The 26,676-nt window shown below is 64.7% G+C and carries 28 protein-coding genes, 2 pseudogenes and 1 riboswitch; of the genes and pseudogenes, 10 read left to right on the forward strand and 20 right to left on the reverse strand.

Translation table 11 applies throughout. The features are described 5' to 3' along the window. Positions 1-426 (reverse strand): annotated as a pseudogene (locus SE91_RS03705) (EAL domain-containing protein); the annotation flags it as partial. A gap of 329 nt (positions 427-755) precedes the next feature. Here SE91_RS03705 and SE91_RS03710 point away from each other — a divergent pair. Next, complete coding sequence (locus SE91_RS03710) at positions 756-1,595, forward strand: class I SAM-dependent methyltransferase (RefSeq protein ID WP_061846623.1); 840 nt, start codon at positions 756-758, stop codon at positions 1,593-1,595. Positions 1,596-1,639: 44 nt separating this feature from the next. On the opposite strand, the gene SE91_RS03715 is transcribed toward SE91_RS03710, so the two are convergent. The 7 genes and pseudogenes from SE91_RS03715 to uvrC form a co-directional block, all read right to left on the reverse strand. Beyond that, entirely contained in the window at positions 1,640-2,770 is a 1,131-nt protein-coding gene (locus tag SE91_RS03715) for a YihY/virulence factor BrkB family protein (protein WP_061846624.1), read from the reverse strand. Further along, positions 2,771-3,358: a phage holin family protein gene (locus tag SE91_RS03720; RefSeq protein WP_061846625.1), complete on the reverse strand. Its 588-nt coding sequence runs from the start codon at positions 3,356-3,358 to the stop codon at positions 2,771-2,773. It lies immediately after the preceding gene. A gap of 88 nt (positions 3,359-3,446) precedes the next feature. After that, entirely contained in the window at positions 3,447-4,406 is a 960-nt protein-coding gene (gene prmB, locus SE91_RS03725) for a 50S ribosomal protein L3 N(5)-glutamine methyltransferase (RefSeq protein WP_061846626.1), read from the reverse strand. After that, entirely contained in the window at positions 4,406-4,888 is a 483-nt protein-coding gene (locus SE91_RS03730; protein WP_061846627.1) for a molybdenum cofactor biosynthesis protein MoaE, read from the reverse strand. Before SE91_RS03730 ends, prmB begins: the two co-directional genes overlap by 1 nt. A gap of 3 nt (positions 4,889-4,891) precedes the next feature. Continuing rightward, positions 4,892-5,142 (reverse strand): annotated as a pseudogene (gene moaD / locus SE91_RS03735) (molybdopterin converting factor subunit 1). Further along, positions 5,139-5,756: a CDP-diacylglycerol--glycerol-3-phosphate 3-phosphatidyltransferase gene (pgsA, locus tag SE91_RS03740; protein ID WP_060734879.1), complete on the reverse strand. Its 618-nt coding sequence runs from the start codon at positions 5,754-5,756 to the stop codon at positions 5,139-5,141. Before pgsA ends, moaD begins: the two are co-directional and overlap by 4 nt. A gap of 97 nt (positions 5,757-5,853) precedes the next feature. Then, positions 5,854-7,911, reverse strand: coding sequence for an excinuclease ABC subunit UvrC (uvrC, locus tag SE91_RS03745; protein ID WP_061846628.1), 2,058 nt, complete (start codon positions 7,909-7,911; stop codon positions 5,854-5,856). A 248-nt stretch (positions 7,912-8,159) separates the two neighbouring features. On the opposite strand from uvrC, the gene SE91_RS03750 reads away from it, so the two are divergent. Next, complete coding sequence (locus SE91_RS03750) at positions 8,160-8,780, forward strand: outer membrane protein (RefSeq protein ID WP_060734880.1); 621 nt, start codon at positions 8,160-8,162, stop codon at positions 8,778-8,780. Positions 8,781-8,845: 65 nt separating this feature from the next. On the opposite strand, the gene SE91_RS03755 is transcribed toward SE91_RS03750, so the two are convergent. The 4 genes from SE91_RS03755 to SE91_RS03770 all read right to left on the reverse strand — a co-directional run bounded on the left by SE91_RS03755 (position 8,846) and on the right by SE91_RS03770 (position 11,623). Next, a complete protein-coding gene (locus SE91_RS03755; RefSeq protein ID WP_008544396.1) occupies positions 8,846-9,061 on the reverse strand; it encodes a cold-shock protein in 216 nt (71 codons plus the stop codon). 281 nt (positions 9,062-9,342) lie between these two features. Beyond that, entirely contained in the window at positions 9,343-10,203 is an 861-nt protein-coding gene (locus SE91_RS03760; RefSeq protein WP_061846629.1) for a 23S rRNA (adenine(2030)-N(6))-methyltransferase RlmJ, read from the reverse strand. A gap of 150 nt (positions 10,204-10,353) precedes the next feature. Continuing rightward, positions 10,354-11,058 carry a ribonuclease T2 family protein gene (locus SE91_RS03765; RefSeq protein WP_060734882.1) on the reverse strand — a complete coding sequence of 235 codons (705 nt, stop codon included), beginning with the start codon at positions 11,056-11,058 and terminating at the stop codon, positions 10,354-10,356. A gap of 103 nt (positions 11,059-11,161) precedes the next feature. Then, positions 11,162-11,623 (reverse strand): hypothetical protein, encoded by a 462-nt coding sequence (locus tag SE91_RS03770; protein WP_008544399.1) that lies wholly within the window; start codon positions 11,621-11,623, stop codon positions 11,162-11,164. 185 nt (positions 11,624-11,808) lie between these two features. Here SE91_RS03770 and SE91_RS03775 point away from each other — a divergent pair, with 185 nt between their 5' ends. Beyond that, positions 11,809-12,108, forward strand: a complete 300-nt coding sequence (locus SE91_RS03775) for a hypothetical protein (protein ID WP_060734888.1) — start codon at positions 11,809-11,811, stop codon at positions 12,106-12,108. Positions 12,109-12,151: 43 nt separating this feature from the next. Next, complete coding sequence (locus SE91_RS03780) at positions 12,152-12,682, forward strand: DUF3617 domain-containing protein (RefSeq protein WP_061846630.1); 531 nt, start codon at positions 12,152-12,154, stop codon at positions 12,680-12,682. Positions 12,683-12,692: 10 nt separating this feature from the next. Here the strand turns inward: SE91_RS03780 and SE91_RS03785 are convergent, their stop codons facing one another. From SE91_RS03785 to SE91_RS03795, 3 genes are read right to left on the reverse strand one after another with little or no spacing between them, the layout of a single operon-like run. After that, positions 12,693-14,081: an ATP-binding protein gene (locus SE91_RS03785; RefSeq protein ID WP_061846631.1), complete on the reverse strand. Its 1,389-nt coding sequence runs from the start codon at positions 14,079-14,081 to the stop codon at positions 12,693-12,695. 20 nt (positions 14,082-14,101) lie between these two features. Then, a complete protein-coding gene (locus SE91_RS03790; protein WP_008544428.1) occupies positions 14,102-14,833 on the reverse strand; it encodes a response regulator in 732 nt (243 codons plus the stop codon). After that, positions 14,830-15,372 (reverse strand): MarR family winged helix-turn-helix transcriptional regulator, encoded by a 543-nt coding sequence (locus SE91_RS03795; protein WP_061846632.1) that lies wholly within the window; start codon positions 15,370-15,372, stop codon positions 14,830-14,832. Before SE91_RS03795 ends, SE91_RS03790 begins: the two co-directional genes overlap by 4 nt. Positions 15,373-15,711: 339 nt before the next feature. Here SE91_RS03795 and SE91_RS03800 point away from each other — a divergent pair, with 339 nt between their 5' ends. The 5 genes from SE91_RS03800 to SE91_RS03820 all read left to right on the forward strand — a co-directional run bounded on the left by SE91_RS03800 (position 15,712) and on the right by SE91_RS03820 (position 19,988). After that, on the forward strand, positions 15,712-16,794 hold the full coding sequence (locus tag SE91_RS03800) for a branched-chain amino acid aminotransferase (protein ID WP_060734890.1): 1,083 nt from the start codon (positions 15,712-15,714) through the stop codon (positions 16,792-16,794). Positions 16,795-16,921: 127 nt separating this feature from the next. Then, complete coding sequence (locus tag SE91_RS03805) at positions 16,922-17,446, forward strand: YegJ family protein (protein WP_061846633.1); 525 nt, start codon at positions 16,922-16,924, stop codon at positions 17,444-17,446. A gap of 191 nt (positions 17,447-17,637) precedes the next feature. Further along, positions 17,638-19,158: a histidine--tRNA ligase gene (gene hisS / locus SE91_RS03810; RefSeq protein WP_061846634.1), complete on the forward strand. Its 1,521-nt coding sequence runs from the start codon at positions 17,638-17,640 to the stop codon at positions 19,156-19,158. Positions 19,159-19,213: 55 nt separating this feature from the next. Beyond that, entirely contained in the window at positions 19,214-19,462 is a 249-nt protein-coding gene (locus tag SE91_RS03815) for a tautomerase family protein (protein ID WP_283806217.1), read from the forward strand. A 133-nt stretch (positions 19,463-19,595) separates the two neighbouring features. Continuing rightward, positions 19,596-19,988, forward strand: coding sequence for a thioesterase family protein (locus SE91_RS03820; RefSeq protein ID WP_061846635.1), 393 nt, complete (start codon positions 19,596-19,598; stop codon positions 19,986-19,988). A gap of 25 nt (positions 19,989-20,013) precedes the next feature. On the opposite strand, the gene SE91_RS03825 is transcribed toward SE91_RS03820, so the two are convergent. The 3 genes from SE91_RS03825 to SE91_RS03835 form a co-directional block, all read right to left on the reverse strand. After that, positions 20,014-21,372: an NAD(P)H-dependent oxidoreductase gene (locus SE91_RS03825; RefSeq protein ID WP_061846636.1), complete on the reverse strand. Its 1,359-nt coding sequence runs from the start codon at positions 21,370-21,372 to the stop codon at positions 20,014-20,016. A 77-nt stretch (positions 21,373-21,449) separates the two neighbouring features. After that, positions 21,450-22,334 (reverse strand): pyrroline-5-carboxylate reductase, encoded by an 885-nt coding sequence (gene proC / locus SE91_RS03830; RefSeq protein WP_061846637.1) that lies wholly within the window; start codon positions 22,332-22,334, stop codon positions 21,450-21,452. A 133-nt stretch (positions 22,335-22,467) separates the two neighbouring features. Beyond that, positions 22,468-22,968, reverse strand: a complete 501-nt coding sequence (locus tag SE91_RS03835; RefSeq protein WP_061846638.1) for a type III secretion system chaperone family protein — start codon at positions 22,966-22,968, stop codon at positions 22,468-22,470. A 453-nt stretch (positions 22,969-23,421) separates the two neighbouring features. Continuing rightward, positions 23,422-23,580, forward strand: a riboswitch (FMN riboswitch). Positions 23,581-23,657: 77 nt separating this feature from the next. Here SE91_RS03835 and SE91_RS03840 point away from each other — a divergent pair. After that, a complete protein-coding gene (locus SE91_RS03840; RefSeq protein WP_060737520.1) occupies positions 23,658-24,260 on the forward strand; it encodes a 6,7-dimethyl-8-ribityllumazine synthase in 603 nt (200 codons plus the stop codon). A gap of 168 nt (positions 24,261-24,428) precedes the next feature. On the opposite strand, the gene SE91_RS03845 is transcribed toward SE91_RS03840, so the two are convergent. Beyond that, positions 24,429-25,463, reverse strand: a complete 1,035-nt coding sequence (locus SE91_RS03845) for a D-alanine--D-alanine ligase family protein (protein WP_061846639.1) — start codon at positions 25,461-25,463, stop codon at positions 24,429-24,431. Continuing rightward, the gene (locus SE91_RS03850; protein WP_061846640.1) at positions 25,460-26,488 is read right to left on the reverse strand and encodes a putative zinc-binding metallopeptidase; all 1,029 of its coding nucleotides are present in this window, start codon (positions 26,486-26,488) and stop codon (positions 25,460-25,462) included. The genes SE91_RS03845 and SE91_RS03850 overlap by 4 nt, the downstream gene beginning before the upstream one ends. Between the last annotated feature and the right edge of the window lie 188 nt (positions 26,489-26,676).

Raw genomic sequence — 26,676 nt, forward strand, 5'->3', positions numbered from 1 at the left:
TGGGGCCGAGGCCGGCGCGCTGCCAGCCAGCAGGTCCTCATGCGCCGATACGGTGGTGGCGAGCTGCTTGACCAGTCCGCCGAGCTCGTTGATCTCGCCGACCACCGACTGGATGCGGTCGGAGTTGGTCGAATTGGACGACGCGATGCGTCCCTCGATCGCAGCCAGCCGGCGGCCGAACTCGGCCACCTGGCGGGCGAGGTCGGCGGTACCGCGCGAGAGGTCGGCGATCTGGCCGCCGACGTCACTGCGATCGCGCAGCCGCATCGACACTGCGTTGTAGAGGATCAGGAAGGTCAGCGCCGTCAGCGCAACGATCGCGGATTCGGTTCCGCTGATGCCGGCGACCGAATAGAGCACCAGCCCGAGCGAGGCAGCGACCAGAACCATGCAGATGGCGATGAAGATCGTCGAAATGCGAATCATGCCGCGCGTTACGCCTCAAGAGCTGACTGTCTCACCCGGGAAAACACGGGCCGCCGTCCGACCCGTCATGTCTCATGCTCCCCCAAGCCCCATGACCTTACCATCATTGTTGATTCGAGGGGATAGCGGGCCTTGAGCGCGACAAGGGTGCCCGCATGGGCGCATTCGCGGCGATCGGGACGAGTATGGAAGTCCTCGACCTGAACGTCACGCGCCCCTGGCTCCGGTCGGAAATCAAGGTGCTCTCAGCGTAAAATAACGCCGCTCTCAAGGCCAGCGAGCCGCATGCGCCTTATCGTTCCTGCGTTTCCAACCCCAGGAGATGACCCATGTCGACAGCCGCCGCACTCAAGCCGACCGTTTCCCAGCCCGACCTCACCGCCGTCAAGCAGCGTCAGCACGGCGCCTGGTCGTCGGGCGACTATGCCGTGGTCGGAACCACCTTGCAGATCGTCGGCGAGCAGCTCTGCGAGGCCGTCGACATCCGCGCCGGCAGCAAGGTGCTGGACGTCGCCGCTGGCAACGGCAATGCGACGCTGGCCGCAGCACGGCGCTGGTGTGACGTCACGTCGACCGACTACGTGCCGGCACTGCTGGCGCGGGGACGCGAGCGCGCAGCGGCCGAACATCTCACGGTCGAGTTCCGCGAGGCGGATGCCGAAGCGCTGCCGTTTGCCGACGCCAGCTACGATGTCGTGCTCTCGACCTTCGGCGTGATGTTCACGCCGGATCAGGACAAGGCGGCCTCCGAGCTCGCGCGGGTCTGCAGGTCCGGCGGCAAGATCGGCCTCGCCAACTGGACGCCCCAGGGTTTCATCGGTCAGCTGTTCAAGACCATCGGCAAGCATCTGCCGCCGCCGGCCGGGGTAAAGTCACCGGCTCTGTGGGGCACCAAGGCGCGGCTTGACGAGATGTTCGGAAACAAGGCTTCGGAAATCGCGGCCGAACAGCGCATGTTCGTGTTCCGCTATCGCTCACCGGACCACTGGCTCGACGTTTTCAAGACGTTCTACGGTCCGACGCTGAAGGCGTTTGCCGCCCTCGACGAGACTGGCCAGGCGGCGCTGAAGCGCGATCTCTTGGCGCTGCTCGGCGAGTTCAACCATGCCGACGACGGCACCATCGTCGTGCACAGCGAGTATCTGGAAGCCGTCATCACCAAGCGCTGACATGCAAGCCGGTCAGGCGGGATGAGATCCGGCCTGACCGTCCATCAGGCCGGCGCGGCGGCGCCGACCGTATCGGCCGAGACGGCCTGGCGGGTGCCGAGCGGCTTCGGCTGTCCGGTGGTGGTGTCGCGCAGGGTCTGCCGCTCGATCTCCGAGTTCAACTCGGCCCCGAACATGATCACGATGGCCGACATCCACATCCAGGTCATCAGGCCGATCGCCGCGCCGAGCGAGCCGTAGGTCGCGTTGTAATTGGCGAATTCCGAGAGATACCAGGACAGAAGCGCAGAACCGGCTATCCAGAGAAGGGCGGCCGTCACCGCGCCGACGCTGAGCCATTGCCAGCGCGGAGCATCGCGACTGGGCGCAAAACGATAGAGGATCGCAAGCGCCACGAGCAGGATGAGGAACAAGAGCGGCCATCGCGCCAGCGCCACGATCAGCTTGCTTTCGGGCGCCATGCCGAGATGATTCAGTGCGAGCGGAAAGGCGACGACTGCCCCCACCATTAAGAGCAGTGCTACGATGCCGCCGACGGTGAAGGCCAGTGAGATCATGTTCAGCCGAATGAAGCTGCGCTTCTCACGCTCCTCATAGGCGACGTTCAGGGCGTCGAAGATCGCCTTGACGCCGGCGTTGGCACTCCAGATGGCCAGCAGAAGGCCGAACACGAAGGTGGCGCCGAGCGTGGTATTGGCGTTCGACAGCACGCGCGCGACCTGTTCCTCGACGATCTGGAACGATCCCTCGGGCAGCATCGTCGCGAGCATGTGAAGATTTGAGCTGATTGTCGAGGGATCGGCGAACAGGGCATAAGACGAGACGAGCGCGGTGACGGCCGGGAAAATCGCGAGCAGGCCGAAGAAGACGACGCCGCCGGCGGTCGCCAGCAGGCGATCCTCGTCGATGCGCTGATAGGTGCGCCAGAAAATATCCTTCCAGCCCGCCCAGGGGATCGTGAACGGACTCTTCGCGTGACGGCCGCGGCCGGGCTCCACGGCCGCGCCCGCCGGATGCGTTTCCGGTGAATTCGCCTCGCCTTTGCGATTTTCTTGAGGAGGTCCCGGCGGGACCAGCCCGGAGTCCTTGAAATAGCGCTCCGCGCTCAGCACGAAGACGGCTGTTGCCGCCACCAGCAGCCAGGAGTCGATCTGTTCGGAGCGCCGCACCAGCATTCAAGCGTCCAATCTTTGACTGTGACGCCTGCGGCGCGCCGCCGTGAACCCCGCAAGGCCAATCGCAGCGAGCATCAGGCCAAGCTGCACGGGCCGGTTGGTGCGCATCGATCCGGCATGTCTGCCGTGGCCGCGTTCGCCCGGTGCAAACGGGGCCAAAGGAATCGTCGTCGCGACTTCCTTCACCGCCTGCTTGACCGTTCCGCGCGGAATCCGTGGGCTCGCGATCGCTACGCGCATGCGGCTGGCAAGCGGCACGATCGGCTTGGTCGGCCGCTTCATCATGGCCATGGCGACGCCGACGCAGATTCCGGCCAGTACCAGCAGTACGGCGGCGACGGCGCCAAAACCCCAGAATTGCCCGTAGGTGATGGCCACCCAGCGGTACAGCGCCATCAGGCCGACGAAGAAGGTCGCAACCGCGAACAGCCCGGCCACGGCGAACAGGCCTGCCGCTATAGCGTAGGACGTCGCCCGTCCCGTGGCCTGGCTGGTGCGGTCACGCATGTAGGATTGCGCGGCGCGCTTGAGATGGTTGAGCTTGAGCGCCATGCCGGCGCGCAGCAATTCGCCCGATGGCGCGAGCATGCGGTCATCCTCCGACGTTTAGAAATTCGTCGGAAGATGAACGTGGCGATATTTGACTTGTTCCGAAGCAGCGCGCCTGTCGTGACGATCAGCCGAGATCGGCGGCTGCGATCCAGAACACCTCGCCTTCTGAGTTCTCCGTGTCCAGCCAGAGCAGCGGCAGTTCCGGGAAGGCCTCCTCGACCAGGTCACGGCCGCGGCCGATCTCGCAGATCAGCCCGCCACCGGGTGTAAGGTGATCCGGCGCCTCGCGCAGGATCCGGCGCACCACGTCGAGGCCGTCGGCGCCGCCGTCGAAGGCGAGCTTCGGCTCGGCCCGGCATTCCGGCGGCAGCGCCGCCATGCCTTCGGCATCGACGTAGGGCGGATTGGTGATGATCAGGTCATACCTGTTGTCGCGGAGCGGCGCGAATAGGTCGCCGCGGTACAGGCTGATCCGGTGCTCGAGCCCGTAGTCGCCGACATTTCGCGTGGCGACTTCGATCGCGCCCTTGGAGATGTCGACGGCATCGACGGCGGCGTTCGGGAAATGATGCGCGGCGAGAATGGCAAGGCATCCCGATCCCGTGCAGAGATCGAGCACGCGCTCGACCCCCGTGGGATCGTCGATCAGCGCGCCGGCGCCTTCTTCACCGCGGAAATGCGAGTCCAGGAGCTCGCCGATGAAGGAGCGCGGAACGATGACGCGCTCGTCGACATAGAAGGGCAGGCCGCGCATGTAGATCTTGTTGACGAGATAGGCGGCCGGTTTGCGTGTGGTAACGCGCTGATGGATGAGATCGAGAATGGACTCGCCTTCGGCGACCGTGACGCGCGCGCCGGCAAAAGTCTCGAACTGCTCGGGATTGAGATGCAGCGCCTCGCTTACCAGGAAGGCAGCTTCGGCGATCGGATCGGTCGTACCATGGGCAAACGCGAGCTCGGCTTCGACGAAGCGGCTCACCCCATAGCGGACGAAATCGAGCAGCGTGAGGAGCTCGCCCGAACCGACTTTGGCAGGTTTTGGCGCGGCGCGGCCGCGCGCGGTCTTTTTCGATGCTTTGGCCATCAGGATTTCGTCCAGCGTGCGGCGGCTTCGTCGTCGCGCGTCTGGGCTTCGACCCAGCCGGTGCCGGCTTCGCTCTCTTCCTTCTTCCAGAACGGCGCGCTGGTCTTGAGGTAATCCATCAGGAACTCGGCGGCCTGGAACGCGGCCTGGCGATGTTGCGAGGCGGTCAGCACCAGCACGATGTTCTGGCCGGGCATGAAGCGGCCGACGCGGTGAATCACGGTGACGCCGTTCAGCGGCCACCGCGAGGTCGCTTTACTGACATGGCGCCCGATCTCTTCTTCCGCCATGCCGGGATAATGCTCGAGGGTGAGCGCAGCGATCTTCGCGCTGTCCTCGTCGGCGCGGCAGATGCCGGAGAAGCTCACGACTGCGCCGATGTCGGTCCGGCTCCTGGTCAGGATCGCGATCTCGCGCGCGATGTCGAAATCGTCCTCCTGGATGCGGATGGTGACGGGGCAGGCGGTGGCAGGGGAGGTCATGGCCTAGCCGCCGGTCATCGGCGGGAAGAACGCGATCTCGCGGGCGCCGCGATCGCGGTGTCCGGCTTGACATGGGTGTGGTCGATCGCGGTGCGGATCACTTTCGGCTTCTCGAAGGCGTAGGCATAGGCCTCGCTCTGGCCGGACAGCCAGGCGATCAGCTCCTCGACGGTGCGTACGCTCGCGGGCGGCTCGATGGTCTCCTCGGCCTTGCCGATGCGCTCGCGCACCCAGGCGAAATATTTCACCTTCATCCCTCGTCCTCCTTGATGAGGTGATGGATGCCGGCGCGGAAATAGTCGTAGCCGGTGTACATGGTGAGGATCGCCGAAGCCCACAGCAGCGCCAGGCCGATCATCGAGACCACCGGCACGACCTCATCGCCGGCCGGGCCGGCGAGCAGGAAGCCGATCGCGACGAGCTGGACCGTGGTCTTCCACTTGGCGAGCTTGGTCACGGGCACGCTGACGCGGAGTGCGGCGAGATATTCGCGCAGGCCCGAAACCAGGATCTCGCGGCACAGGATCACAATGGCGGCCCACAGCGACCAGCCATGGATGATGCCGTCCGCGGCCAGCATCAGCAGGCACGATGCGACCAGCAGCTTGTCGGCGATCGGATCAAGCATCCGGCCGAACGCCGATTGCTGATTCCAGATCCGTGCATAATAGCCGTCAAGGTAGTCCGTCACCGCGGCGCCGATGAAGATGGCCACCGCCACCCAGCGCAACCAGAGCGGCTGATCCAGAATCGACTGCGCATAGATGCATCCGACCACGACCGGGATCGCGGCGATCCGGCCATAGGTCAGGATGTTGGGGAGGGACATCGCGCGGCTGGTCGTCCCTCGTGTGGTGGCGATGTTCATCCGATCTACCAATACCGCTGCTGCCTGAACGTCAACCGTCCCGCGCCCCAAATGAGGTGCGGTCACGTCGATCATATGACTGCGGTCCCCCTTTAGTTCATCCCGGCTGGGGATGGAAATACTCGAAAATTCTGCGCGCGCTCTCGGCGCTCACCCCCGGAACCTTGCCGAGATCGGCGATCGAGGCCCGTTCGATCTCCTTCAGGGTTCCGAAATGGTGCAGCAAGGCACGTTTGCGTGACGGGCCGATGCCCGGAATCTCCTGCAAACCGGCCTCGCGGATGTCCTTCTTGCGCAGCTTGCGGTGCGAGCCGATGACGAAGCGGTGGGCCTCGTCGCGCAGCCGCTGGATGAAATAGAGCACGGGATCGCGCGGCTCCAGCTTGATGGCCTCGCGCTCCGGCATGAACAGGGTCTCGCGGCCGGCATCCCGGTCCGGGCCCTTGGCGACCGACATCAGCGACACCTGGGTCAGGCCGAGATTTGCAAAGATCTCGCGCACGGCGTTGAGCTGGCCGCGACCGCCGTCGATGATGACGAGGTCGGGCCATTGCGGGAAGTCGTCGTCCTTGGCTTTGGTCGCCCCTTCCTCGGGCGGGTTGATTAGGCGTTTGAAGCGGCGCTCCAGCACCTCGCGCATCATGGCGAAGTCGTCGCCGGGCGTGATCCCTTCCGACTTGATGTTGAACTTGCGGTACTGGTTCTTCACGAACCCATCGGGGCCGGCGACGATCATGGCGCCGACCGCGTTGGTGCCCTGGATGTGGCTGTTGTCGTAGACCTCGATGCGCTTGGGCGCATGCGGCAGGTTCAACGTCGCAGCGATGGCTTCCAGCAGGCGGCTCTGCGTCGCGGTGTCCGCGAGCTTGCGGCCCAGCGCCTCGCGCGCATTGGTCAGTGCGTGAGCGACGAGCTCCTTCTTCTCGCCGCGCTTGGGCGCGGTGACCTCGACCTTGCGGCCGGCCTTGATCGACAGCGCATTGGCGAGCAGCTCGCATTCCTCGATCTCGTGCGAGAGCAGGATGTTCTTCGGCGGCGGCTTGTCGTCGTAGAATTGGGCGAGGAAGGACCCCAGCACTTCCTCCGGCGTGTACGTCTTCTCCGCCCGCGGAAAATAGGCGCGGTTGCCCCAATTCTGTCCGGTGCGGAAGAAGAACACCTCGACGCAGGAGAAGCCGCCTTCCTGGTGGATGGCGAACACGTCGGCTTCCTCGACCGTGCGCGGATTGATGCCCTGCTGCGACTGGATCGCCGACAGCGCGGCGAGGCGGTCGCGGTAGAGCGCAGCTCGCTCGAATTCGAGCTCGCCCGAGGCTTTCTCCATCTCGCCGGCAAGCTCCTGCTTCACTGCATGGCTCTTGCCGGAGAGAAAGTCGGTCGCCTCGCGCACCAGCGTCGTATAGCCGCCGAAGTCGATCTCGCGGGTGCACGGGCCGGCACAGCGGCGGATCTGGTGGAGCAGGCAGGGGCGGGTCCGGCTTTCGAAGAACGAATCGGTGCAGGAGCGGATCAGGAAGGCCCGCTGAAGCGCGGTGATGGTCCGGTTCACCGCGCCCGCCGAGGCGAACGGGCCGAAATAGCGGCCCGGCCGGGTCTGCGCGCCGCGGTGCTTGAGGATCTGCGGCGCCCAATGGTCGCCGGTGATCAGGATGTAGGGAAACGATTTGTCGTCGCGCAGCTGCACGTTGAAGCGCGGCCGCAGCTGCTTGATGAGGTTGGCTTCCAGCAGCAGCGCCTCGGTCTCCGTATTGGTCGAGACGATCTCCACGGTCACCGTGGCGGCGATCATGCGCAGGATGCGGGCCGGCTGCGGCGCACTCTGGCGCGCGTAATTGGACAGCCGCTTTTTGACGTTCTTGGCCTTGCCGACATAGAGCACGTCGGCATTCGCATTGAGCATGCGATAGACGCCGGGTGAGGTGGGCGCGAGCCTGACGGCGCGCTCGATCGCCTCATGACCGGTCGCCAGCGGGCCCTCGCCGACCGCGCCGCTCTCTTCCAGGATGTCCGGCAGCCGCGCATCGTCCTCGTCGTCGCCGGCGGAGGTGGCGGGATCGAAGTCCGGGGGGGCATCGGCCGGGACGTCTGACGCCGTGGCGCGCTGGGGCTTGCGCACGCCTGCGTCGTCCGGATTGTCAGGGGAATCGTGAACCATTGTGCGAATTTAGGCGCTGGGGGTGCCGATTTGAAGTTCCGGCCGTGGCGCACGCACAGGATGGCGGCGCAGTTCCCGGTAACGCTTGCTTAAGCCTGTTAACAGCGCGGTAACCCCGCTTAACAGCCCTTTAACTTAAAACTCTCGATAAATCTTACGCGAAAAAGTGGTGGTTCCGTAACCATGCGGTCTGGCCTCGCGCGGCGGCGCGGGCGTCGCGGGGGACGGCAGTTGCGTTGGAGTGTGTGATGAAGAGGCTCGTTGTGGGCGCAGCCGCGTTGGTTGCAGCCGGCTGGACAGCTTCGGCAGGGGCCGCCGATCTCTATGGGCAGCGTGCGCCCTATACCGTCAATCAGCCGCTCAATGCGTATAGCTGGGCCGGTCCCTATCTCGGCGGCAACATCGGCTACGAGTGGGGGTCCGTCAGCAACAGTCCGGTCAAACCCTCAGGCTTCGTCGGCGGCGTGCAGGCCGGTTACAACTTCCAGAACGGCCCGTTCGTGTTCGGCGTCGAGGGCGACATCCAGGCCGCGGGTGCCGACGATACCTTCGCGCCGTGGAAGTTCTCCAATCCGTGGTTTGGCACTCTGCGCGGCCGCGCCGGCTATTCCTTCAATAACGTGCTGTTCTACGGCACCGCCGGCCTCGCCTTCGGCGAGTTGCGCGCGCAGACCTTCGGCTGGACGGAATCTCACACCACCGTTGGCTGGACCATCGGTGCCGGCGCGGAAGTTGGCCTGACGTCGAACTGGAGCGCCAAGCTCGAATATCTCTACTTCGATCTGTCAACCAGTCAGTTCGCAATTACGGGCGTGTCAAACGGCTATAGCGCCAGCGTTGTGCGCGCAGGCGTGAACTATCGTTTCTGATAGCTGAAGAAGAAAATACCGGACCAGACTCCCGGCCGCTCGCGGCCGGGATTTTTTTCGTCAGGCTAGGACAGAATCACCAAATTGACCGCTTTGGGTCCCTTGCCCTTCTTGTCCGGTTCGACTTCGAATGTAATGCGCTGTCCTTCGGCAAGATCCTTCAGTCCCGCCCGCTCAACAGCTGTAATATGTACGAAGACGTCACGACCACCGTCGTCCGGCTTGATGAAACCGTAGCCGCGCTCGCCGTTGAAAAACTTGACCGTTCCCGTCATGGCCATCGGGAAACTCCCCCTCATTGCTCCTCCGTCGCGACGCAGACTCACGTCTCGACATGACCGGGCCTTACGAAGCCCGGGAGAGCTGGCCATCCTTGGGCGGACCGCATCGGTCCGGCCGGATCTTTCTTAGGCCTTCACTCCGCCGCAACCATTCGCGGAAGCGGAACGTAAAGCCAGTCACGGAAACAGCATAATACGGTTCGCTGCAGATTGACTACCGCTCCTGCATATTTTTCCCAAGAATGCCGGAGTGTTACGGCTTTGGCTTCAAGACTTTGGCTTCAAGGCTTGGGTACCTCCAATCGGAATCTGGCAGCGCCGCCCTGGCCGAGCGGCATTTCGAGCTCGGGCAGGATCGTCTTGAGCTCGCCGTGCAGCGTGTAGGGCGGGTTGACGATCAGAAGGCCCGTGGAGGTGAGGGCGGTGCTGTCTGCTTGCGGTGCGACGCTGAATTCGAGGCGCAGGCATTTTCCGGGCGGCTTTGCTGCGGCTGCGAGCCGCGCCACGGTTTGCACCAGCGTGTCGGTGGCGCGGCGGTTCTTGGCCGGATACCAGATTACGTAGATACCCGTCGGCCATTTCGCGAAGGCCGCCGCGAAGGCTTCGCCGAGCCGCTCAAACTCGTCCTTGGCCTCGAACGGCGGGTCGATCAGCACGAGGCCGCGCCGCTCTTTCGGCGGCACGAAGGCCGGCAGCGCCGTCCAGCCGTCGAGATCGACCACGCGAGCCTGTTCGTCGCGGCGCAGCACGTCGATCAATGCCTTGCGCGCCTTCGGCTCGAGCTCGCAGGCGACGAGACGGTCCTGCGGCCGGAGCAGGCCGCGCGCGATCAGCGGCGAACCCGGATAAGCCCTGAGCTCGCCCTTCGGATTGAAGGCACGGACGATGTCGAGATAGGGCTTGGTCAGCGCCGCAGTCTCGTTCGACAGCCGCGCCTGCATCAGCCGCGCAATGCCGGTCAGCCATTCGCCGCCGCGGCGGGCCTCGTCGCTGTCGAGGTCGTAGAGGCCGGCGCCGGCATGGGTGTCGAGGACGCGGAACGCCGCCGGCTTATCCTGCAAGTAAGTGAGGATGCGCGCCAGCACGATGTGTTTGATGACATCGGTGAAGCTGCCGGCGTGGAAGGCGTGGCGGTAGTTCATGGGAAGATGCGGCTCACAAAAGAGAATGGGCAGCATCTTCTACTCGTCATGCCCGGGCTTGTCCCGGGCATCCACGTCCTTCGCGCCGAGTTGTGAAACATGGATGGCCGGGAAGCCCGGCCATGACGGTGCGGCGCTAGGTGCGCAAAACTACCCGCCCCTGATCGGCGGCATCGTCACCTGATCGCGGCGGCAGGCGCGGCGCTCGAGCTCGTCGCAGGCGCGGAATTGCAGGTCCTTGCTGAGGCAGATGCGGACCTCGGAGAGCCGTGTCCGGTTGCAGGTGACCGAGACGGCGGCATTGCTGAGGCCGGGATTGGCCTTGACGAAGGCCTCCTCGACCTCCGCCGGCGCCACCGTCTTGGCCTGCGACAAATCGAGATATTCGGCCGGAATCTTGATCGCGGCGCGCGCTTTGCGGATCGTCTCGAAATAGCCGCGGCCCTCGAGCCCGGAGCAGGTGCCGTGCTTGTCCCATTCGTTGAAGATCAGGCCCGGCGCCGGCATCAGGTCGAGCATCGAGGAGACGATGCTGCGGTTCAGCCGAGGTGCCGGCCGCTGGCAATATTCGGGGAAGCCGTTTTCATATTGGGGCCACAGCCCGTGCACCACGAAGGCGTAGGGGCGACCGCCGCACTGCATGTGCGAGCGGCCGCCGCGCTCGGCAGCTTCCTCGCAGAAGGAGGGCGACCATGACAGCGCCAGCACATAGAAATCGAACTCGCCCGGCGCGTTCTGCCGCTTGTCCTGGGCTCTTGCGTCACCTGCGAACGAGCCGAGGCCAGCGACAACGAGCAGGGACAAGGTCAGCGAGATCACTAGGCGGGAGAACGAATGCAATCTGGAATGAAACATGACGACGCCCCTCAACTAGACTGTGCGAGGAGCCTAGCAGGCGATAGGAACATTTCAAGAACAAAATTGAGGCGACCGTCGCTTAGCGGCCGGATCGGTCAGATCAGGGCTTTGCAGCCCGGCAGGCCGGATTGTAGGCCCAGTTGCGGTCGACGCCGACAACGCACCATTCGACACCATTGCCATAGCCGGCAAAGCCGCCATCCTCGATCACCGAGAAGTGCACCTTGCGCACCTTGCCGTCATTGAGCATCGCCTCGCCAGTGCAGTACCGGCGCGGAATGTTGTCGGACTGCCAGGGGCGGAATGCGACCTCGCGAACGGCGGAGAAGCCGGTAATCTTCAGCGAGGAATTCCAGAACGTGCTTTCCTTTTCCCAGAACTGGGTGGCGATCGTCGGCAGCGCGCGGTCGCAATCGGCCACGGCGCCGTCGTAGCGCGGTCCGCTGAGCCAGAAATTCAGCTCCAGCGGATTGGCCGCCCTGGCCTCGCCGAGCGACAGCGCCCCGAACATGAGGCCGAGCAGAGCGGCAAAGCGGATCGATTTCAGGGACGGGGCGCGCATGATCAGTCCAGACGGTTGAAGTCTTGCGGAAACCGGACGGTGCCGCGAAGGCAGGGGGAGGTCAAGTGCAGCGCGGCAACACTTCGCCAGGAGTTGACCGCAACGTCTCTGCCGAGGGGACTTCAGTTCTTTTCATGGCAATCACGGCACCGTAAACTGCGGACCAGCCAATTGGAGTGACGGTAATGCGAATCATTGCGGCCGCGGGTCTTCTCGCCAGCCTGGTTGTCTCGGGTCTGACGGCGAGCCAGTCGGCGCGCGCCGATTACGTGCCGCCGTTCAAGGGCAACGACACCGGCGGCATCATCGCCTATTCCATGGCGACCCAGGTCGATGCGCGGCAGGTCGCGGTCGATCACTGCGCGCGCTACGGCAAGGTCGTGAAATTCCTCGGCGTGCAGGCCTATGAGGGCGGCTACATCTCGTTCTCCTGCCGCTGGGTGCCCTATGGCGCCGCCGAGCGGCCGATCCGCACGCTGTACTGACGCGCCGTCGGTACGCCGCAACACTCAGCCGGGAGCCTTCTCCATGACGCGCAAACTCGCTTTGCTCGGCTCGGCCGCTTGTCTCGTGTTGTCGGCGGGCAACGCCGGCGCCGACGATCTGCCGGTGCGCAAGCCCGGCCTGTGGGAAATGAAGCTGGTCACGTCAGGCTCGCCCGTGCCCGAGATGACCATGCAACATTGCACCGACGAGACCGTCGACAAGGAGATGAGCAACAACGTCTCCCCGATGGCCAAGCAGATCTGCGCCAAGCAGGAGATCAAGAAGACCGCGACCGGCTATGTCAGCGATTCCGAGTGCAGCGTCGCCGGCGTCAACACGACCTCGCATGCCGAGATCACCGGGGACTTCAATTCGGCCTACACGGTGAAGTCCTCATCGCATGCAAAAGGCGGCGTGGCCGGTGCGGCCGGCCGCGATACCACCGTAACGCTGCAAGCCAAATGGCTCGGGGCCTGCAAGCCGGACCAAAAGCCCGGCGACATCGTGATGCCCGGCGGCTTCAAGATGAACGTGCGCGACATGGACAAGCTGAAGGCGCTGCTGCCGAAGTAGGCTACGGCGCCTACACGGGAATCCGCACACTCGCCCTCAGTCCACCCATCGGGCTGTCGCCGAGCGTGATGTCGCCGCCATGCGAGCGGGCGATGTCGCGGGCGATCGCGAGGCCAAGGCCGGTGCCGCCTTCGTCCTGGTTGCGGGCATTGTCCAGCCGCAGAAACGGCTTGAACACCTCCTCGCGCAAATGCGCCGGGATACCCGGGCCGTCGTCGTCGATCGTGACGGTGAGGTAACGGTGATCGCGCTGGCCGGTGATGGCGATGGCCTTGCCATAGCTCGCGGCATTGGTGACGAGGTTGGCGAGGCAGCGCTTGAACGAGGCCGGCTTCACGGTCACTACCGGCAGGCCGTGGAACGCCACGGTCGCTGTGTGGCCGTGCCGCTCGGCATCGCTGCGCAATTCTTCCAGGGCCTGTGCCATGTCGGTCGGCTGCGACTGCTCGCCGGAATCGCCGCGGGCAAAGGCGAGATAATCCTCCAGCATCATCGACATCTCGTCGACGTCCTTGCGCATGCCCTCGAGCTCGGGGCTGTCACCGATCAGCGCCAGCTCGAGCTTGAAGCGGGTCAGGATGGTGCGCAGATCATGGCTGACGCCTGCGAGCATCGCAGTACGTTGCTCCATCGTGCGCTCGATGCGCGATTTCATTTCGAGGAAAGCGACCGAGGCGCGCCGCACCTCGCGCGCGCCTCGTGGGCGGAAGTTCGGCGCCTCGCGGCCCTTGCCAAAACTCTCGGCGGCATCCGCGAGCCGAAGGATCGGCTTGATCTGGTTGCGCAGGAACAGCACGGCTACGATCAGCAGGATCGAGGACGTGCCGACCATCCAGAACAGGAAGATCTCCGAGTTCGAGGCGTAGGCGGCGCTGCGCTGCGCGAACACGCGCATCACGGCGTCGTCGAGCTGGATGCGGATCTCGACCAGGTTGGAGCGGCCGACCGTGTCGATCCAGAATGAGCGGCCGATCTGGCGGCCGAGCTGCACCGACAGCGTCTGGTCGAGCAGCGAGAAGAACGGCTTCGGTCCCGGCGGCGGCATGTCGCCGGCGGGAAGAAAATCGACGACGAGGCCGAGCCGCTGCTGCGCGATGCGGCGGATCTGGTCGCGGTCCTTGTCCTGCGGATAGCCCTTGTAGACGTCGATCAACGCGGCGATGTCCTGCACCACAGCGGCCGACAGGCGGCGGGTGACCGTGTTCCAGTGCCGCTCCATGAACACGAAGGCGACGACCGATTGCAGGATCACCATCGGCACGATCATGATCAGCAGCGCGCGGGCATAGAGGCCGGTCGGCATCCAGCCCTTGAACGCGTTGCCCATCCAGCCATTGGCGGCGGAGACGCGGCCGGCGGCGCTCTTCAGAAGCGTCAGGCCGGAATCGATCGTGCTCATCGGTCGCGCTTCATTGCGGTTTAGGGCGAGGCCACCAGCCGGTAGCCGATGCCGCGTACTGCCTGGAGGAACAGCGGGTTGGCGGGATCGGTCTCGATCTTGCGCCGGAGGCGGTTGATCTGCACGTCGACGGCGCGCTCGTTGACGCTGCCGTTGCCGGTCAGCGCGCTGCGCGGCACGGTCTCGCCCGGCGTCTCCGACAGGATACGCAGCATCTCGCGCTCGCGGTCGGTGAGGTGAATGACCTCCTCGCCCTGGCGCAGCTCGCCGCGATCGAGATGGTAGACGTAGGGGCCGAACGCGATCTTGTCCACGGTGGCCGCCTGCGGCGGCGGCGCGGCGCGCTTGAGGATGTTGTTGATGCGCAGCGCGAGCTCGCGCGGCTCAAACGGTTTTGCCACGTAATCGTCGGCGCCGATCTGCAAACCCTCGATGCGCGCTTCCGCCTCGTGCCGCGCCGTCAGCATCACGATCGGCACCGAGGACGAGGTGCGGATGAAGCGGGCGAGGTCGAAGCCGGTCTCGCCCGGCATCATGACGTCGAGGATCAGGAGGTCGAAGTGCAGCCCCATCAGCTTGGCGCGTGCATCGCTGGCGCTGGCGGCGGTCGAGACGCGGTAGCCTTCGCTGGCGAGGAAGCGCGAGAGCAGGTCGCGGATGCGGCGGTCGTCATCGACCAGCAACAGGTGCGGGGCGTCGTCGGCCGGGCGCGCCGGCGGGCGAGCGAGAGTGGCAGCGAGCGGCACGTTCACTCCTTGGCGTCCTTGTTGACGGAAGCGAAGATCGTCTCGAGCACCTTGTCCGGATCGTCGCGGTCGATCATCGCGCGCAGGAAGCGCTTGACGGTCTCGGCATCCTGCGGCGCGATCTCAGCGAGCGCTTTGGTGATGCGCGTGGTCTGAAGGCCGGCGAGCTTCTGCACCAGCGTCTCGCCTTTCGGCGTCGCATAGAGCAGGCGCTGACGGCGGTCATTGTCGCCAGTCTTCTGCACGATGTAGCCCTCGTCCAGGAGCTGCTTGAGCACGCGGCCGAGCGACTGTTTTGTGATGCGCAGGACGTCGAGGAGGTCGGCGACCTTGAGCCCGGGATAACGGTAGACGAAGTGCATGACGCGGTGATGGGCCCGGCCGAAACCGAACGCCTCAAGCTCCTGGTCGGGATCGCCCACGAAATCGCGATAGGCGAAGAACAGCAGCTCAATGATATCCCAGCGCAAATTGCCTCCATCACCTGCCGCCGCCCGGGGCTCGGCGGCGTCGTGTGAAGAGCTTGTGAAATTTATGTCAGGCATATTGACGTATCTTGGGTTCAATGTTACAAAACGATCAGCCCGCACGAAATTTTAGATCGTTTCGTGACGGGCGGCGTCGAAGCAGGGACGGCGGAAGGAGCCGGACAGGCGACGACGGCCGAAGCAGGTCTACCGTGCGATTGTCGAGCGGCATTTCGGCAAAACATACTGGACTTCCGCCTTCCGCAAAAGCATGTCCTCGGCGACATGCTGGCCACGGGAAACCGGCCGTAACAAGGCTGGCGGTTGTTCGGCCAGACACCTAATGAAGCCAGCCAGCCCGAAACAGGGCGGGCCGGCGCCAGAACAGCGCCGATACCGGCAGCGGGAGCCAAGGACATGACCATGACATTCGACATCCAGCCCGCATCCAATCCGACGCCGGAGAAGGACCGCGTCGCCAAGCTGGTCGATCCCGGCTTCGGACGGGTCTTCACCGACCACATGGCGATCGTCCGCTACAACCAGGCCAAGGGCGGCTGGTATGACGCGCGGATCGAGGCGCGCGCCAACTTCCAGCTCGATCCGGCCGGCGCCGTGCTGCACTACGCCCAGGAGATCTTTGAAGGCCTCAAGGCCTACAAGCGCGATGACGGCGGCGTGAACCTGTTCCGCCCCGACGCCAATGCACGACGCTTCAAGGACTCGGCGGATCGCATGGCGATGGCCCAACTCCCCGAAGACGTCTTCATCGAAGCGGTCGAGCAGGTCGTGCGCATCGACCGCGCCTGGATGCCGGGCGGGGAAGGCAGCCTCTACTTGCGTCCCTTCATGATCGCGAGCGAGACCTTCCTCGGCGTCAAGCCGTCGTCCGAATACATCTTCGCGGTCATCGCCTCGCCGGTGGGCTCCTATTTCAAGGGCGGGCCTGCGCCGGTCTCGATCTGGGTGTCGGAGAACTACACGCGCGCCGCGATCGGTGGCACCGGCGCCGTCAAATGCGGCGGCAATTATGCCGCGAGCCTGCGTGCGCAGGCCGAAGCGATCCAGCACGGTTGCGACCAGGTCGTCTTCCTCGACGCGGTCGAGCGCCGCTACATCGAGGAGCTCGGCGGCATGAACGTCTTCTTCGTGTTCGATGACGGCTCGCTCTCGACGCCGCCGCTCGGCACCATCCTGCCCGGCATCACCCGCGACTCCATCATCGCGCTCGCCCGCGATGCCGGAAAGACCGTGCGCGAGGAGCCGTATACGCTCGACCAATGGCGCAAGGATGCCGCCTCCGGCAAGCTCAAGGAAGCGTTCGCTTGCGGCACCGCGGCTGTGATCTCGCCGATCGGCAAGGTGCGTTCGGTCAGCGGCGATTTTGAGATCGGCGGCGGCGCCGCCGGCCCCGTCGCCATGGGCCTGCGCAAGCAGCTCGTCGACATCCAGTACGGCCGCACCAACGATCCGCACAACTGGATCCGCAAGGTGCTTTGATCGGGAGCAACGCGTTTCCCTCTTCCAAGGGGGAAACGCGCATCGCTTGTGGTTTTTTGCGCACTGAACGTGCCGTTGCCGACATGCGACAAAGTCTGCACACATCAGACATCAGGACATCGCGATCATGGCCGCAAAGCTCTCCCACCCCATGAAATGGATCGCTCTCGCCGCGATCACCGGCGTCTGCGTCATCGGCATCCTGACCATCGGGCCCACGCACCAGGTTGTCGCGCAAGACCGCTCGCCGATCGTGACAGTGCCGACCGCCGATGCGGAGATGAATGCGGCGATCGAGCGGGGCCGCGCTACGCTGTCGACCTTCTGGAGCTCTTATGGAACGCCAAAGCCGTCGGAAGCCGGACACGCCCTGAAGGTCCGCTTCTCGACCCGCAAGGGCGGCGAGCACATCTGGGTTGGCGACGTGAAGAAGCAACCCGATGGGACCTTTAGCGGACTCTTGGCCAACGAGCCCCGCGACCTTCCGGGCAAGCGGGCCGGCGACAAAGTCGCGTTCGGCGAGGCTGACATCTCGGACTGGATGTTCACGCGCAACGGCAAGATCGTCGGCGGTGAAACCATCAAGCCGACCCTGAAGTCACTGCCGAAGGCGGATGCGGATGCCATCCGGGCGCGGATGGAGCAGCCGTAGGCGGCTCAATCGCACACTCCGTCATGCCCGGGCTTGTCCCGCCTGCGCGGCCGAAGCCGCTTCGGCGAGGCATAGGCCCGCGTCTTTGCTGCCGTTGGCCTGCTACGTGGATGGCCGGGACAAGCCCGGCCATGACGAGTTCTGCGGATAGGCCGGTTGCCGCCTTGCGCCCCGACTGGTAAACGCCGCGCATGGCCGAGAAATCCAAAAAACCCCAGAAACTGAAGGCGCGCCTGCCACGCGGGCTGGAGGATCGCGATCCCGCCGCGATCCGGGCGACGCGCGAGATGGTCGAGAAGATCCGCGCCGTCTACGAGCTCTACGGGTTCGAGCCGGTGGAAACGCCGGCGATGGAATACACCGACGCGCTCGGCAAGTTCCTGCCGGACCAGGACCGTCCCAACGAAGGTGTGTTCTCGTTCCAGGACGACGACGAGCAGTGGATCAGCCTGCGCTACGATCTGACCGCGCCGCTGGCGCGCTATGTCGGCGAGCGTTACGGCACCGACGGTCTCGTTTTGCCCTATCGCAGCTATCGCGTGGGCTATGTCTTCCGCAACGAAAAGCCCGGCCCCGGCCGCTTCCGCCAGTTCATGCAGTTCGATGCCGACACCGTCGGTTCGGCAACACCGGCCGCGGATGCCGAGATCTGCATGATGGCCGCGGACACCATGGAGGCGCTTGGCATTGCGCGCGGCTCCTATGTCGTGAAGGTGAACAACCGCAAAGTGCTCGACGGTGTGCTGGAAGCCATCGGGCTCGGCGGCGAAGAGAACGCCGCCCGCAGGCTGACCGTGCTGCGCGCGATCGACAAGCTCGACAAGTTTTCCGCCGATGAAGTGCGCAAGCTGCTCGGTCCGGGACGATGGGACGGCGGCGAGGAAGGCAAGGGCGACTTCACCAAAGGCGCCAATCTCAGCGAAGCTGAGGCCGATGTCGTTCTCGCCATCACCAAGGCGCGAGAGGATTGGAAGGAAGCCATCGCCGCGGCAGATACTTACCTCGCTAAGAGCGCGGTCGGTCAGGCCGGTGTCAGCGAGCTGGAAGAGATTGCAAAACTGGTCACCGCGTCGGGTTACGGTGCGGATCGCATCAAGATCGATCCGTCCGTCGTGCGCGGCCTCGAATATTACACCGGCCCCGTCTACGAGGTTGAACTCCTGCTCGAGACCAAGGACGAGAAGGGCCGCCCCGTGCGGTTCGGCTCGGTCGGCGGTGGTGGTCGCTATGACGGCCTCGTCTCGCGCTTCCGCGGCGAGCCGGTGCCGGCGACCGGTTTCTCGATCGGCGTGTCCCGGCTACAGGCCGCGCTGACGCTGCTCGGCAAGCTCGACACGCGGCCCGAATTCGGACCCGTCGTCGTCACCGTGTTCGACCGCGACCGCGTCGCCGACTATCAGAAGATGGTCGCATCCCTGCGCAGCGCAGGCATCCGCGCCGAGCTCTATCTCGGCAACCCGAAGAACATGGGCAACCAGCTCAAATATGCCGACCGCCGCAACTCACCTTGCGTCATCATCCAGGGTTCGGATGAGAAGACGCGCGGCGAAGTGCAGATCAAGGACCTGATCGAGGGCGCCAAGGCCGCGGCCGCGATCGCCTCCAACCAGGAATGGCGTGAGACCCGGCCGGCGCAGTTCTCGTGCAGTGAAGCCGATCTCGTCGCCAAGGTGCGCGAGGTCCTGGCGCGCCATGACGTAAAGTGGGGATAGCCATTCCGCCAAGCCGTCATGCCCGGGCTTGTCCCGGGCATCCACGTCTTGTTTGATGGCGACCGTCAATGGCCGGCGTCCGGCCGCAAGGGAGAGAAAAATGCCTGAGATCACTGTCAGCATGGCCGAAGGCCGCACCGACGAGCAGAAGGCCGGCATGATGCGCGACATCACCCAGGCACTGGTGAAGAACCTCGGCGTCGACGCCGATGCCGTCGTCATCCAGATCAACGAAGCCCCGCTCCGCCACAAGATGAAGGGCGGCAAGACCTTCGTTGAGCGCGCGGCGGCGGCGAAGAAGTGACGCGTAAACGTCACTCCGGAGCAGCCCGTCAGGGCTGAACCACAATGCGCAACTGCGCATTGGGGAATCTCGATCGGCAATTTCTGGATTCCGGGTTCGCGCTTCGCACGCCCCGGAATGACGAGCAAGCCCCATGGACGCACGCGATTTCATCACGATCGGCATGAGCGCCGAGCGCACGCTGGTGGTGCCGGCGGAGCGCACGGTCGGGCATTTCGTGCCCGGCATGCCCATGGTCTATGCGACGCCGATGATGATCCTCGAGATGGAGATGACGGCGGGCGATGCAATCCGCGCCGCGCTGCAGCCGGGCTGGGTCACCGTCGGCACCGAGGTCGACATCCGCCATCTCGCAGCCGCGCTCGTGGGAGCCACGGTGCGGACCACGGCCAAGGTGGTCGCGGTCGAGCGCCGCGTCATCCGCTTCGAGGTCGAGGCGTTCGAGGGCACGCGCAAGCTCGGCGAGGGCCGCCACGCCCGCGGGCTCGTCAATGTCGAGATGTTCAACAAGCGGTTGGGGGCGTAGTGCAGCCGGTTCGGCGCGACTTCGCCTAACCTAACTGCGCTCCCGGCGATGAATAGAACGCTTCCTGCTCCCGGCGGACACGTACGGCAGGCAGCGTCTCGTCAATCGCCACATCGGCCCAGGTGATGCAGGAGTCCTTGGCGACCGCCCTGGTCAATCTTACATTGTGTGCAAGCCCGAGCGGCAGATAGCCCTCTGCAAGCGACGTGCTGGCCGGCGTCAACTTGCCGAAGACGGTGTAGCCGCCCTCTCCGTCGAGCAGATCTCCCACGCGCAGGTTCTTCTTGGCGGTTGCGGCAACATCGGCGTTAAACGTCGTTGCGACTCCTGTCGCCTCCTTGCGCAGAGCGATCGAGGCCACCGAGATTCCAAGCTCCAGACCTATGAGATGCCACTTCTTGTACGAGCTCATGTAACGCCCGCTTGGATCGGTGACGACGCTGTATTCCTGGAAGCAGTTACGGATGTAATCGCTGTCGCCTTCGAAACAGACCCAGACACCCTTGCGGATGTCGTTGGGGATCGGTTTGCCTTCGGTCGTCAAGCAGGACACGACTTCGACTTGGCCCTTGGCATCCAAAATGCCGCCCTCGGAACGGGGGCGCATCAGCGTCGGGATGTCGTCGACCGATCCCGGCGGGAATGCGAGGCCTTGCGAAGGCGCAGCCAGCCCGGTTGCGTTCGCGATCGCCGCAGATTCGATCGCCGGCTTGGAGCCGTCGAGGAACGCGTTGAACATTTTTGGATTCATGCCGCCGCGCGCGGCCTGCTCGGCGGTGAGTCCCCAATGATTCCAGACCGCTTCCGGCGTCGACTCCCGATAGTGCGGCAGCCATTTGTGGCCACGGCCGGCCGCCACGACCGGGAAACCGCAGGCCCTTGCCCAATCGACGAGGTCGCAGGCCAGCGCCGGCTGATCGCCATAGGCGAGGCTATAGATCACGCCGGCCTGCCTGGCTCTTTGCGCCAGGATCGGCCCGCAGAAGGCGTCGGCCTCGACGGTCACGTTGATGACGGCCTTGCCCGCAGCAAAGGCACCAAGGCAATGCTCGACCGCCGCGACGGGATTGCCGGTGCATTCGGCGATCACCTCGATGCCATCGCACGTCACCAGCGCTTGCCAGTCGTCGGTCAGGAAGGTCGTGCCGGTCTTGAGCGCATCCTCGAGCGAGCTTGCTGCGAATTGCTCCGGGCGCCAGCCGACCCGGTCGAGGTTTTCACGGGCACGCGACGGGGACAGGTCCGCAATTCCGACGAGATGGACGCCCGGGGTGCGCAGAACCTGATGCAGGTACATTGCACCGAACTTGCCCGCCCCGATCAGCCCGATCCTGATGGGGCGACCCTCGGCCTGTCGTTCGAGAAGTTTCGCGTAGAGGTTCACGATCGCTCTCCCTGCCGGCAACAGCCTGGATTGGCTCGCATCCGGCCGCCCGGGAGGCCGAAGCGCTCTTGATCTGTCTACTTCGCCAATTCCTTCGACCGCTTCGTCGCCGCGGCGATCGCGCGGATCATCAATTCGCGCAGGCCGAGCTCGCCCATCAGCACGCCCAAGGCCGCAGCGGTGGTGCCGCCGGGCGAAGTGACGTTCTGGCGCAGCGTGCTGGAGGGAAGCTCGGACTGGTGCAGCAGCTCGCCGGATCCGGCGACGGTCTCGCGCGCAAGCTTCGTCGCCAGCGCTTCGGGCAATCCGGCCTCGACGCCGGCGCGGGCGAGCTCCTCGGCGAGCAGGAAAACATAGGCCGGGCCCGAGCCGGACACGGCAGTGACCGCGTCCATCAGGCCTTCATCCTCGACCCATTCCACCGCGCCGGTGGCGCGCAGCAGCGCATCGGCCACCGCGCGCTGCGCGGCGCTGACACTTTTCGCGGCGACCGCGACGGTGATGCCGCGGCCGATCGCGGCCGGCGTGTTCGGCATCGCGCGCACCACCGCGCCGCCGCAAACTTCTTCGAGCGAAGCAATCGTGGTGCCCGCCATGATTGAGACCACCGACGTTTTGTCCGAGACGAACGCTTTCAGCTTGGCGCCGGCCTCACGGAACATCTGCGGCTTCACCGCGACGACCAGCGTCTCGACCGGACCAGCCGCCTTCGCGTCCGGATTGAGCGCAACGCCCTTGGCCGCGAGCGCAGTGATCTCGGGCGAGACCTGCGGATCGATCACCGTAACGCGGCGCGGATCGAGCCCGCCCGCCAGCCAGCCGGTCAGCATCGCGCCGCCCATCTTGCCGGCGCCGACGAGCAGGATGGTGCCGGTGATGTTTTGGAGGAGGTTGTTGTCTGCCACTGTGATCACCCGAGCAAAAGGTATCGTCCCTGCGAACGCAGGGACCCATAACCACATGCGGTTCTAGTGGATGGAAGGCGGAGCAACAAGCGTTGTGCCACGAGGGGCATCGCGCGGTATGGGTCCTGCGTTCGCAGGGACGACGATGAGGAGGGAGAAGTGGACCTCCTCACTTGCTGAAGAGCAGGCCTTACGCCTCTCCCACCGTATCGAACATCGCGGCGTCCATCGCCTCGGTCGTGGTCTTGCCGGCCCACACCACGAACTGGAACGCCGGGAAGTAGCGCTCGCAGGCGTGGATGGCGCCGGCGAGCATGGCCTCGCATTGTGCGGTCGAGGCGGTGAGGCCGCCCGGCAGCACCAGGGCCTGACGGTGCATGACCATGCCGGTATTGGTCCACAAATCGAAATGGCCGACCCACAGCTGCTCGTTCACGGCGGCAACGAGCCGCTGCACCTCGCCGCGCCGCGCCGGCGGAATCTTCATGTCGAAGGCGCAGGCCAGATGCAGCGCCTCGATCTCGCCCATCCAGGTGAAGGAGAGCTGGTAGTCGGTCCATTGTCCCTTCGAGACAATCGTGAGTTCGTCTTCGCCGGAGCGTTCGAACGGCCAGTTGTTGCTGGCAGCGATATCCTCGACCACCGCGAGCGGATGGCTTTTGGAATCGATAGTGCCTTCGAGCAGGGACATGCCGTCTCGACCTCTTGCCTTCTTGTTGTGTTTGATACGCACGCGGCTGGCCCGGCGAACTCCCTCAACGTCGCTAGCGAGCCCCTCGGAAGCGCTGCTGCGATTCCTCGGTGTCGCTCTTGCGATCCCCTTGGATCAGCGCGGGCCTGTCGCGGATCAAGTGATGTGATTTGCGGAATCTGCGCAACGGGGTCGCGAGTCCGTCCACAAGCCAGGACTCGTTCGTCCACAGCTCATCTCCGCCACAATTCTTAACGCAGGAGGCCGCAATCCCGTGGAGGAGAACAAACCGGAATCGGATTCGCGCGGAAGGGCGCCAAGCCTCAAATTCCGTCCCGCGAGGGCCGGACCGCTGCCATGGCATGGGACCATGCGATTTGCCCATGCGGAACCCGCTTGCCGCGGTGGCGCGCGAGCGGCATATTTCCAGGCAGGCCGTTCATCCCGAACGGCCGATGTTCTCAGGGCGGGGTGAAAGTCCCCACCGGCGGTAAGGGCCGAAAGGCCTAAGCCCGCGAGCGCCTTCCGCGAGGGTGATCCCGAAGGGAAGGGTCAGCAGATTCGGTGCAACTCCGAAGCCGACGGTCAAAGTCCGGATGAAAGAGAACGGTCGGTGGCAGACGCATCGCAAGATGCGGCTGTTTGTCGTTCCGTGTGCCCTGATTCTGGTCCTTAAACCGAGGAAAGCCATGAATCAGATGTTGCAAGATCCCCAAACCGCAACTGTACAAGCCGAAACTTTACAAGCCGAAACGTCCCAAGCCGAAATTGAAGTGGGACAACCGCCGGTTCCGAAAGGGCCTGCGACCGAGCACCCGCGCTTCGCAAAGCCGCAGCGGGTGGCCTTCGTGCAGGCCTGCTGGCACCGCGACGTGGTCGAAGAGGCCCGCATCGCCTTCATGAGGGAGGCCGAGGCGCGGCACCTCACCCATGTCGACGTGTTCGAGGTGCCCGGCTCGTTCGAGATTCCGCTGCACGCACAGGTCCTCGCCAAGACGCGGCGCTACACCGCCATCGTCGCGGCCGGCCTCGTCGTCGACGGCGGCATCTACCGCCACGAGTTCGTCGCCGACACCGTAATCAAGGCGCTGATGGACGTGCAGCTGCGCACCGAGGTGCCGGTGTTCTCGGCCGTGCTGACGCCGCAGCAATTCCACGAGACCGAGGTGCATTACGACTTCTTCCGCAGGCATTTTGCCATCAAGGGCGTCGAAGTCGCGGCCGCCTGTGCCGAGACATTGCTCGGCCTCGAACGCCTGCGTGGCCAGGTCGCCGCGGGGATCGTGGGGTAGGCAATGGTCATTCCGGGGCGCGCGCAGCGCGCGCCCGGAAGCCATTGGTCGACACGGATTGCTGCAAGATGGATTCCGGGTTCGGCGCTGGCGCGCCGCCCCGGAATGACAATGCAAAACTCGTCAAGCAGCTTCGACAGCGGCTCTCGGCCGCTGTGCCGGCCGTTGTCAGCCCAACGACACACCGGCCTTCGCCCGGCTGATCCCGAGGGTCAGGATGCGGTGCAGGAGGTCGGGGTATTCGAGCCCGGCATGCTGGGCGGCCGTGGCGAATTCCTGGCTCTTCGCGATCTCGGGGTTAGGATTGGCCTCGATGAAATACGGCGTACCATCGGCGGCGAGACGGAAATCGATGCGCGCGTAGCCGTCGAGGCCAAGCGCCCGGTAGATGCGTTTCGCGGCGCGCTGGATGCGTGCGATCACTTCGGGCGCTAGATCCTTCGCCGGCCCGTCGACGATGCCGACCTTCTCCTGATAATCGGTGTCGTGCTTGGCTTTCTCCGTGGCGATGTGCCGAGACCTGCGTCCGCCCATGCTGCCGAATTTCAGCTCCCAAACCGGCAGGACACGTAGCCGGTTATTGCCGAGCACGCCGACATAGAGCTCCCGCCCCTCGATGAACTGCTCGGCGATGGCCGCGGATTCGACCCGCTCGTGGATGAATGCGACGCGTTCGGCGAGCTTCTCGTCGGTATCGACGATCGAGGCCTGCGAGATGCCGAACGAGCCGTCCATGTTCAGGCTCTTGACGATCAGCGGCAGCGCAAGACGCGTCGGACGTTTCACCTTGCGGCGCATCGGGAAGACGGCGAAAGCCGGCGCCGCGATCCGGCGATGATGCACCAGCGTCTTCGACAGATCCTTGCCGCGCGCCAGGATCAGGCCGCGCGGGTTGCACCCGGTATAAGCGACCTTCATCAGTTCGAGATAGCTCGCGATGTGCTGGTCATAGGCGACGTTGTTGTGGAATTCTTCCAGCAACGTAAACACCACGTGCGGCTTGAACTCCTCGATCGCCTCGCGCACCGGCTTGATCTCGTCCTGGGCGCCGAGGGCGCGAACCTCGTGGCCGGCCGCGCGCAGGGTGTTCACGACGTCGTATTCCGTTTTCCACGTGTTGATTTCCTGCGCGCTGTATCCGTCGCTCGAGTCCGGCGGCAGGAAGTCCGGATGCATCAGCACCAGAATACGGAGGCGTCTCATAGCGCGATCCATTTGCGCCGAGACGGGCCAAACAGCGCGTGCATCGTCTTGGCGGTCACGAGAACGATGAAATCGAGAACGAGCTTCTGTTCGGGGCCAACGGCCCGCAAATCGAGATCGCGGCAGCGGGAGATCATCTCGTCAAGCACCGCATCGAGCGTGAGCTGGTTCTCACCCGTCCAGCGCGCGACCAGTTGCCTGATCTGGGCGCGGTGCCGCCTGATCAGGCTCGAGGCCGGCGTTGACCGATGGTGCCGCGGATCGGCTGAAAACAGCCGGGAGAGGTCCCTGTCGTAGGTCTTCGGCGGCGAGAACGCATAGAACGCCTGCTTCTTCTTGTAGTGCTCTTCGAGTGTCTGGCTGAGCCGACCCAGGGGATCGACACGCTCCCGCGTCGTGATCTGCGGCCGCTTTCCCGCGATCTCGCCCATCAGCTCGTCGACATATTCGAGCTTCTTCAGCGCCGGCCAGCCGGCATATCGCGTTCGCCAGTTCGAGCGCGGCCGCAGCCACACCGCAAAGGTCTCGGCGAAATCTTCGTCAGGATGGCTCTGCGCATACCAGAGCCGAAGGTGCTGGACGTAACGCCGGCTTGCAGGATTGGGCCGGTAATAGCGCGGGTAGTGTTTCGACGACGGGCCGAACAGCTGCTGCCAACGCCGCCGCCGCTGCAACTGGTAACCGTGCTGCAAGGCGTGCCCGGCTTCGTGACGGAGGATGGCCATGCACTCGCGCCAGGTTCCGCCCTCGACATCGAACATCATCTTCTTCTCGAGCTTCATCAGGCGCGGATGGGCGAGGTAGAAGGGGATGGCGATGCCGGGCACGTCGCCCGGACTGAACCATTCGCTCGAAATCCATGTATGCGGCCGCAGCCGGATGCCTCGCTCTTCGAGCTCCTCGTAGAGCGTGCCGACGCAGTCCTCCAGCCAGGTGCCTTCGACCGTTACCCTCAGGCTGCGGAGACGTTGCTTGAGCAACTCGTCATCCGACAGCTTTTCCCAAGCAAATTTCCGGCGTGGCATCAGGCGTCCAGAGGGGAGAGATGACTCGGTATCTGAATGATGTCATGGGCCGGCGCCGGCAACAACCCGCGGGGGCTATGAGGGGCCGTGGCGTAGGGGAGGTCGTCGTCACTCCGGGGCGGGCGTCGCACGCGCCCGACCCAGCGATCTATGCGGATTGCTGAAAGATGGATTCCGGGTTCGGCGCT

Source organism: Bradyrhizobium sp. DOA1, assembly GCF_001593325.1.
Lineage (GTDB): Bacteria > Pseudomonadota > Alphaproteobacteria > Rhizobiales > Xanthobacteraceae > Bradyrhizobium.

Bases quoted from the DNA above. Each gene is read 5' to 3' on its own strand.
- SE91_RS03805 (WP_061846633.1), top strand. From the start codon at position 16,922: ATGGCCGCAAAGCTCTCCCACCCCATGAAATGGATCGCTCTCGCCGCG.
- SE91_RS03770 (WP_008544399.1), bottom strand. From the start codon at position 11,623: ATGCGCGCCCCGTCCCTGAAATCGATCCGCTTTGCCGCTCTGCTCGGC.
- SE91_RS03800 (WP_060734890.1), top strand. From the start codon at position 15,712: ATGACCATGACATTCGACATCCAGCCCGCATCCAATCCGACGCCGGAG.
- SE91_RS03780 (WP_061846630.1), top strand. From the start codon at position 12,152: ATGACGCGCAAACTCGCTTTGCTCGGCTCGGCCGCTTGTCTCGTGTTG.
- SE91_RS03710 (WP_061846623.1), top strand. From the start codon at position 756: ATGTCGACAGCCGCCGCACTCAAGCCGACCGTTTCCCAGCCCGACCTC.
- SE91_RS03755 (WP_008544396.1), bottom strand. From the start codon at position 9,061: ATGGCCATGACGGGAACGGTCAAGTTTTTCAACGGCGAGCGCGGCTAC.
- SE91_RS03850 (WP_061846640.1), bottom strand. From the start codon at position 26,488: ATGCCACGCCGGAAATTTGCTTGGGAAAAGCTGTCGGATGACGAGTTG.
- prmB (WP_061846626.1), bottom strand. From the start codon at position 4,406: ATGGCCAAAGCATCGAAAAAGACCGCGCGCGGCCGCGCCGCGCCAAAA.
- SE91_RS03730 (WP_061846627.1), bottom strand. From the start codon at position 4,888: ATGACCTCCCCTGCCACCGCCTGCCCCGTCACCATCCGCATCCAGGAG.
- SE91_RS03760 (WP_061846629.1), bottom strand. From the start codon at position 10,203: ATGAACTACCGCCACGCCTTCCACGCCGGCAGCTTCACCGATGTCATC.
- SE91_RS03845 (WP_061846639.1), bottom strand. From the start codon at position 25,463: ATGAGACGCCTCCGTATTCTGGTGCTGATGCATCCGGACTTCCTGCCG.
- uvrC (WP_061846628.1), bottom strand. From the start codon at position 7,911: ATGGTTCACGATTCCCCTGACAATCCGGACGACGCAGGCGTGCGCAAG.
- SE91_RS03715 (WP_061846624.1), bottom strand. From the start codon at position 2,770: ATGCTGGTGCGGCGCTCCGAACAGATCGACTCCTGGCTGCTGGTGGCG.
- SE91_RS03775 (WP_060734888.1), top strand. From the start codon at position 11,809: ATGCGAATCATTGCGGCCGCGGGTCTTCTCGCCAGCCTGGTTGTCTCG.
- pgsA (WP_060734879.1), bottom strand. From the start codon at position 5,756: ATGAACATCGCCACCACACGAGGGACGACCAGCCGCGCGATGTCCCTC.
- SE91_RS03815 (WP_283806217.1), top strand. From the start codon at position 19,214: ATGGCGACCGTCAATGGCCGGCGTCCGGCCGCAAGGGAGAGAAAAATG.
- hisS (WP_061846634.1), top strand. From the start codon at position 17,638: ATGGCCGAGAAATCCAAAAAACCCCAGAAACTGAAGGCGCGCCTGCCA.
- proC (WP_061846637.1), bottom strand. From the start codon at position 22,334: ATGTGGTTATGGGTCCCTGCGTTCGCAGGGACGATACCTTTTGCTCGG.
- SE91_RS03765 (WP_060734882.1), bottom strand. From the start codon at position 11,058: ATGTTTCATTCCAGATTGCATTCGTTCTCCCGCCTAGTGATCTCGCTG.
- SE91_RS03820 (WP_061846635.1), top strand. From the start codon at position 19,596: ATGGACGCACGCGATTTCATCACGATCGGCATGAGCGCCGAGCGCACG.
- SE91_RS03750 (WP_060734880.1), top strand. From the start codon at position 8,160: ATGAAGAGGCTCGTTGTGGGCGCAGCCGCGTTGGTTGCAGCCGGCTGG.
- SE91_RS03785 (WP_061846631.1), bottom strand. From the start codon at position 14,081: ATGAGCACGATCGATTCCGGCCTGACGCTTCTGAAGAGCGCCGCCGGC.
- SE91_RS03840 (WP_060737520.1), top strand. From the start codon at position 23,658: ATGAATCAGATGTTGCAAGATCCCCAAACCGCAACTGTACAAGCCGAA.
- SE91_RS03720 (WP_061846625.1), bottom strand. From the start codon at position 3,358: ATGCTCGCGCCATCGGGCGAATTGCTGCGCGCCGGCATGGCGCTCAAG.
- SE91_RS03795 (WP_061846632.1), bottom strand. From the start codon at position 15,372: ATGCCTGACATAAATTTCACAAGCTCTTCACACGACGCCGCCGAGCCC.
- SE91_RS03835 (WP_061846638.1), bottom strand. From the start codon at position 22,968: ATGTCCCTGCTCGAAGGCACTATCGATTCCAAAAGCCATCCGCTCGCG.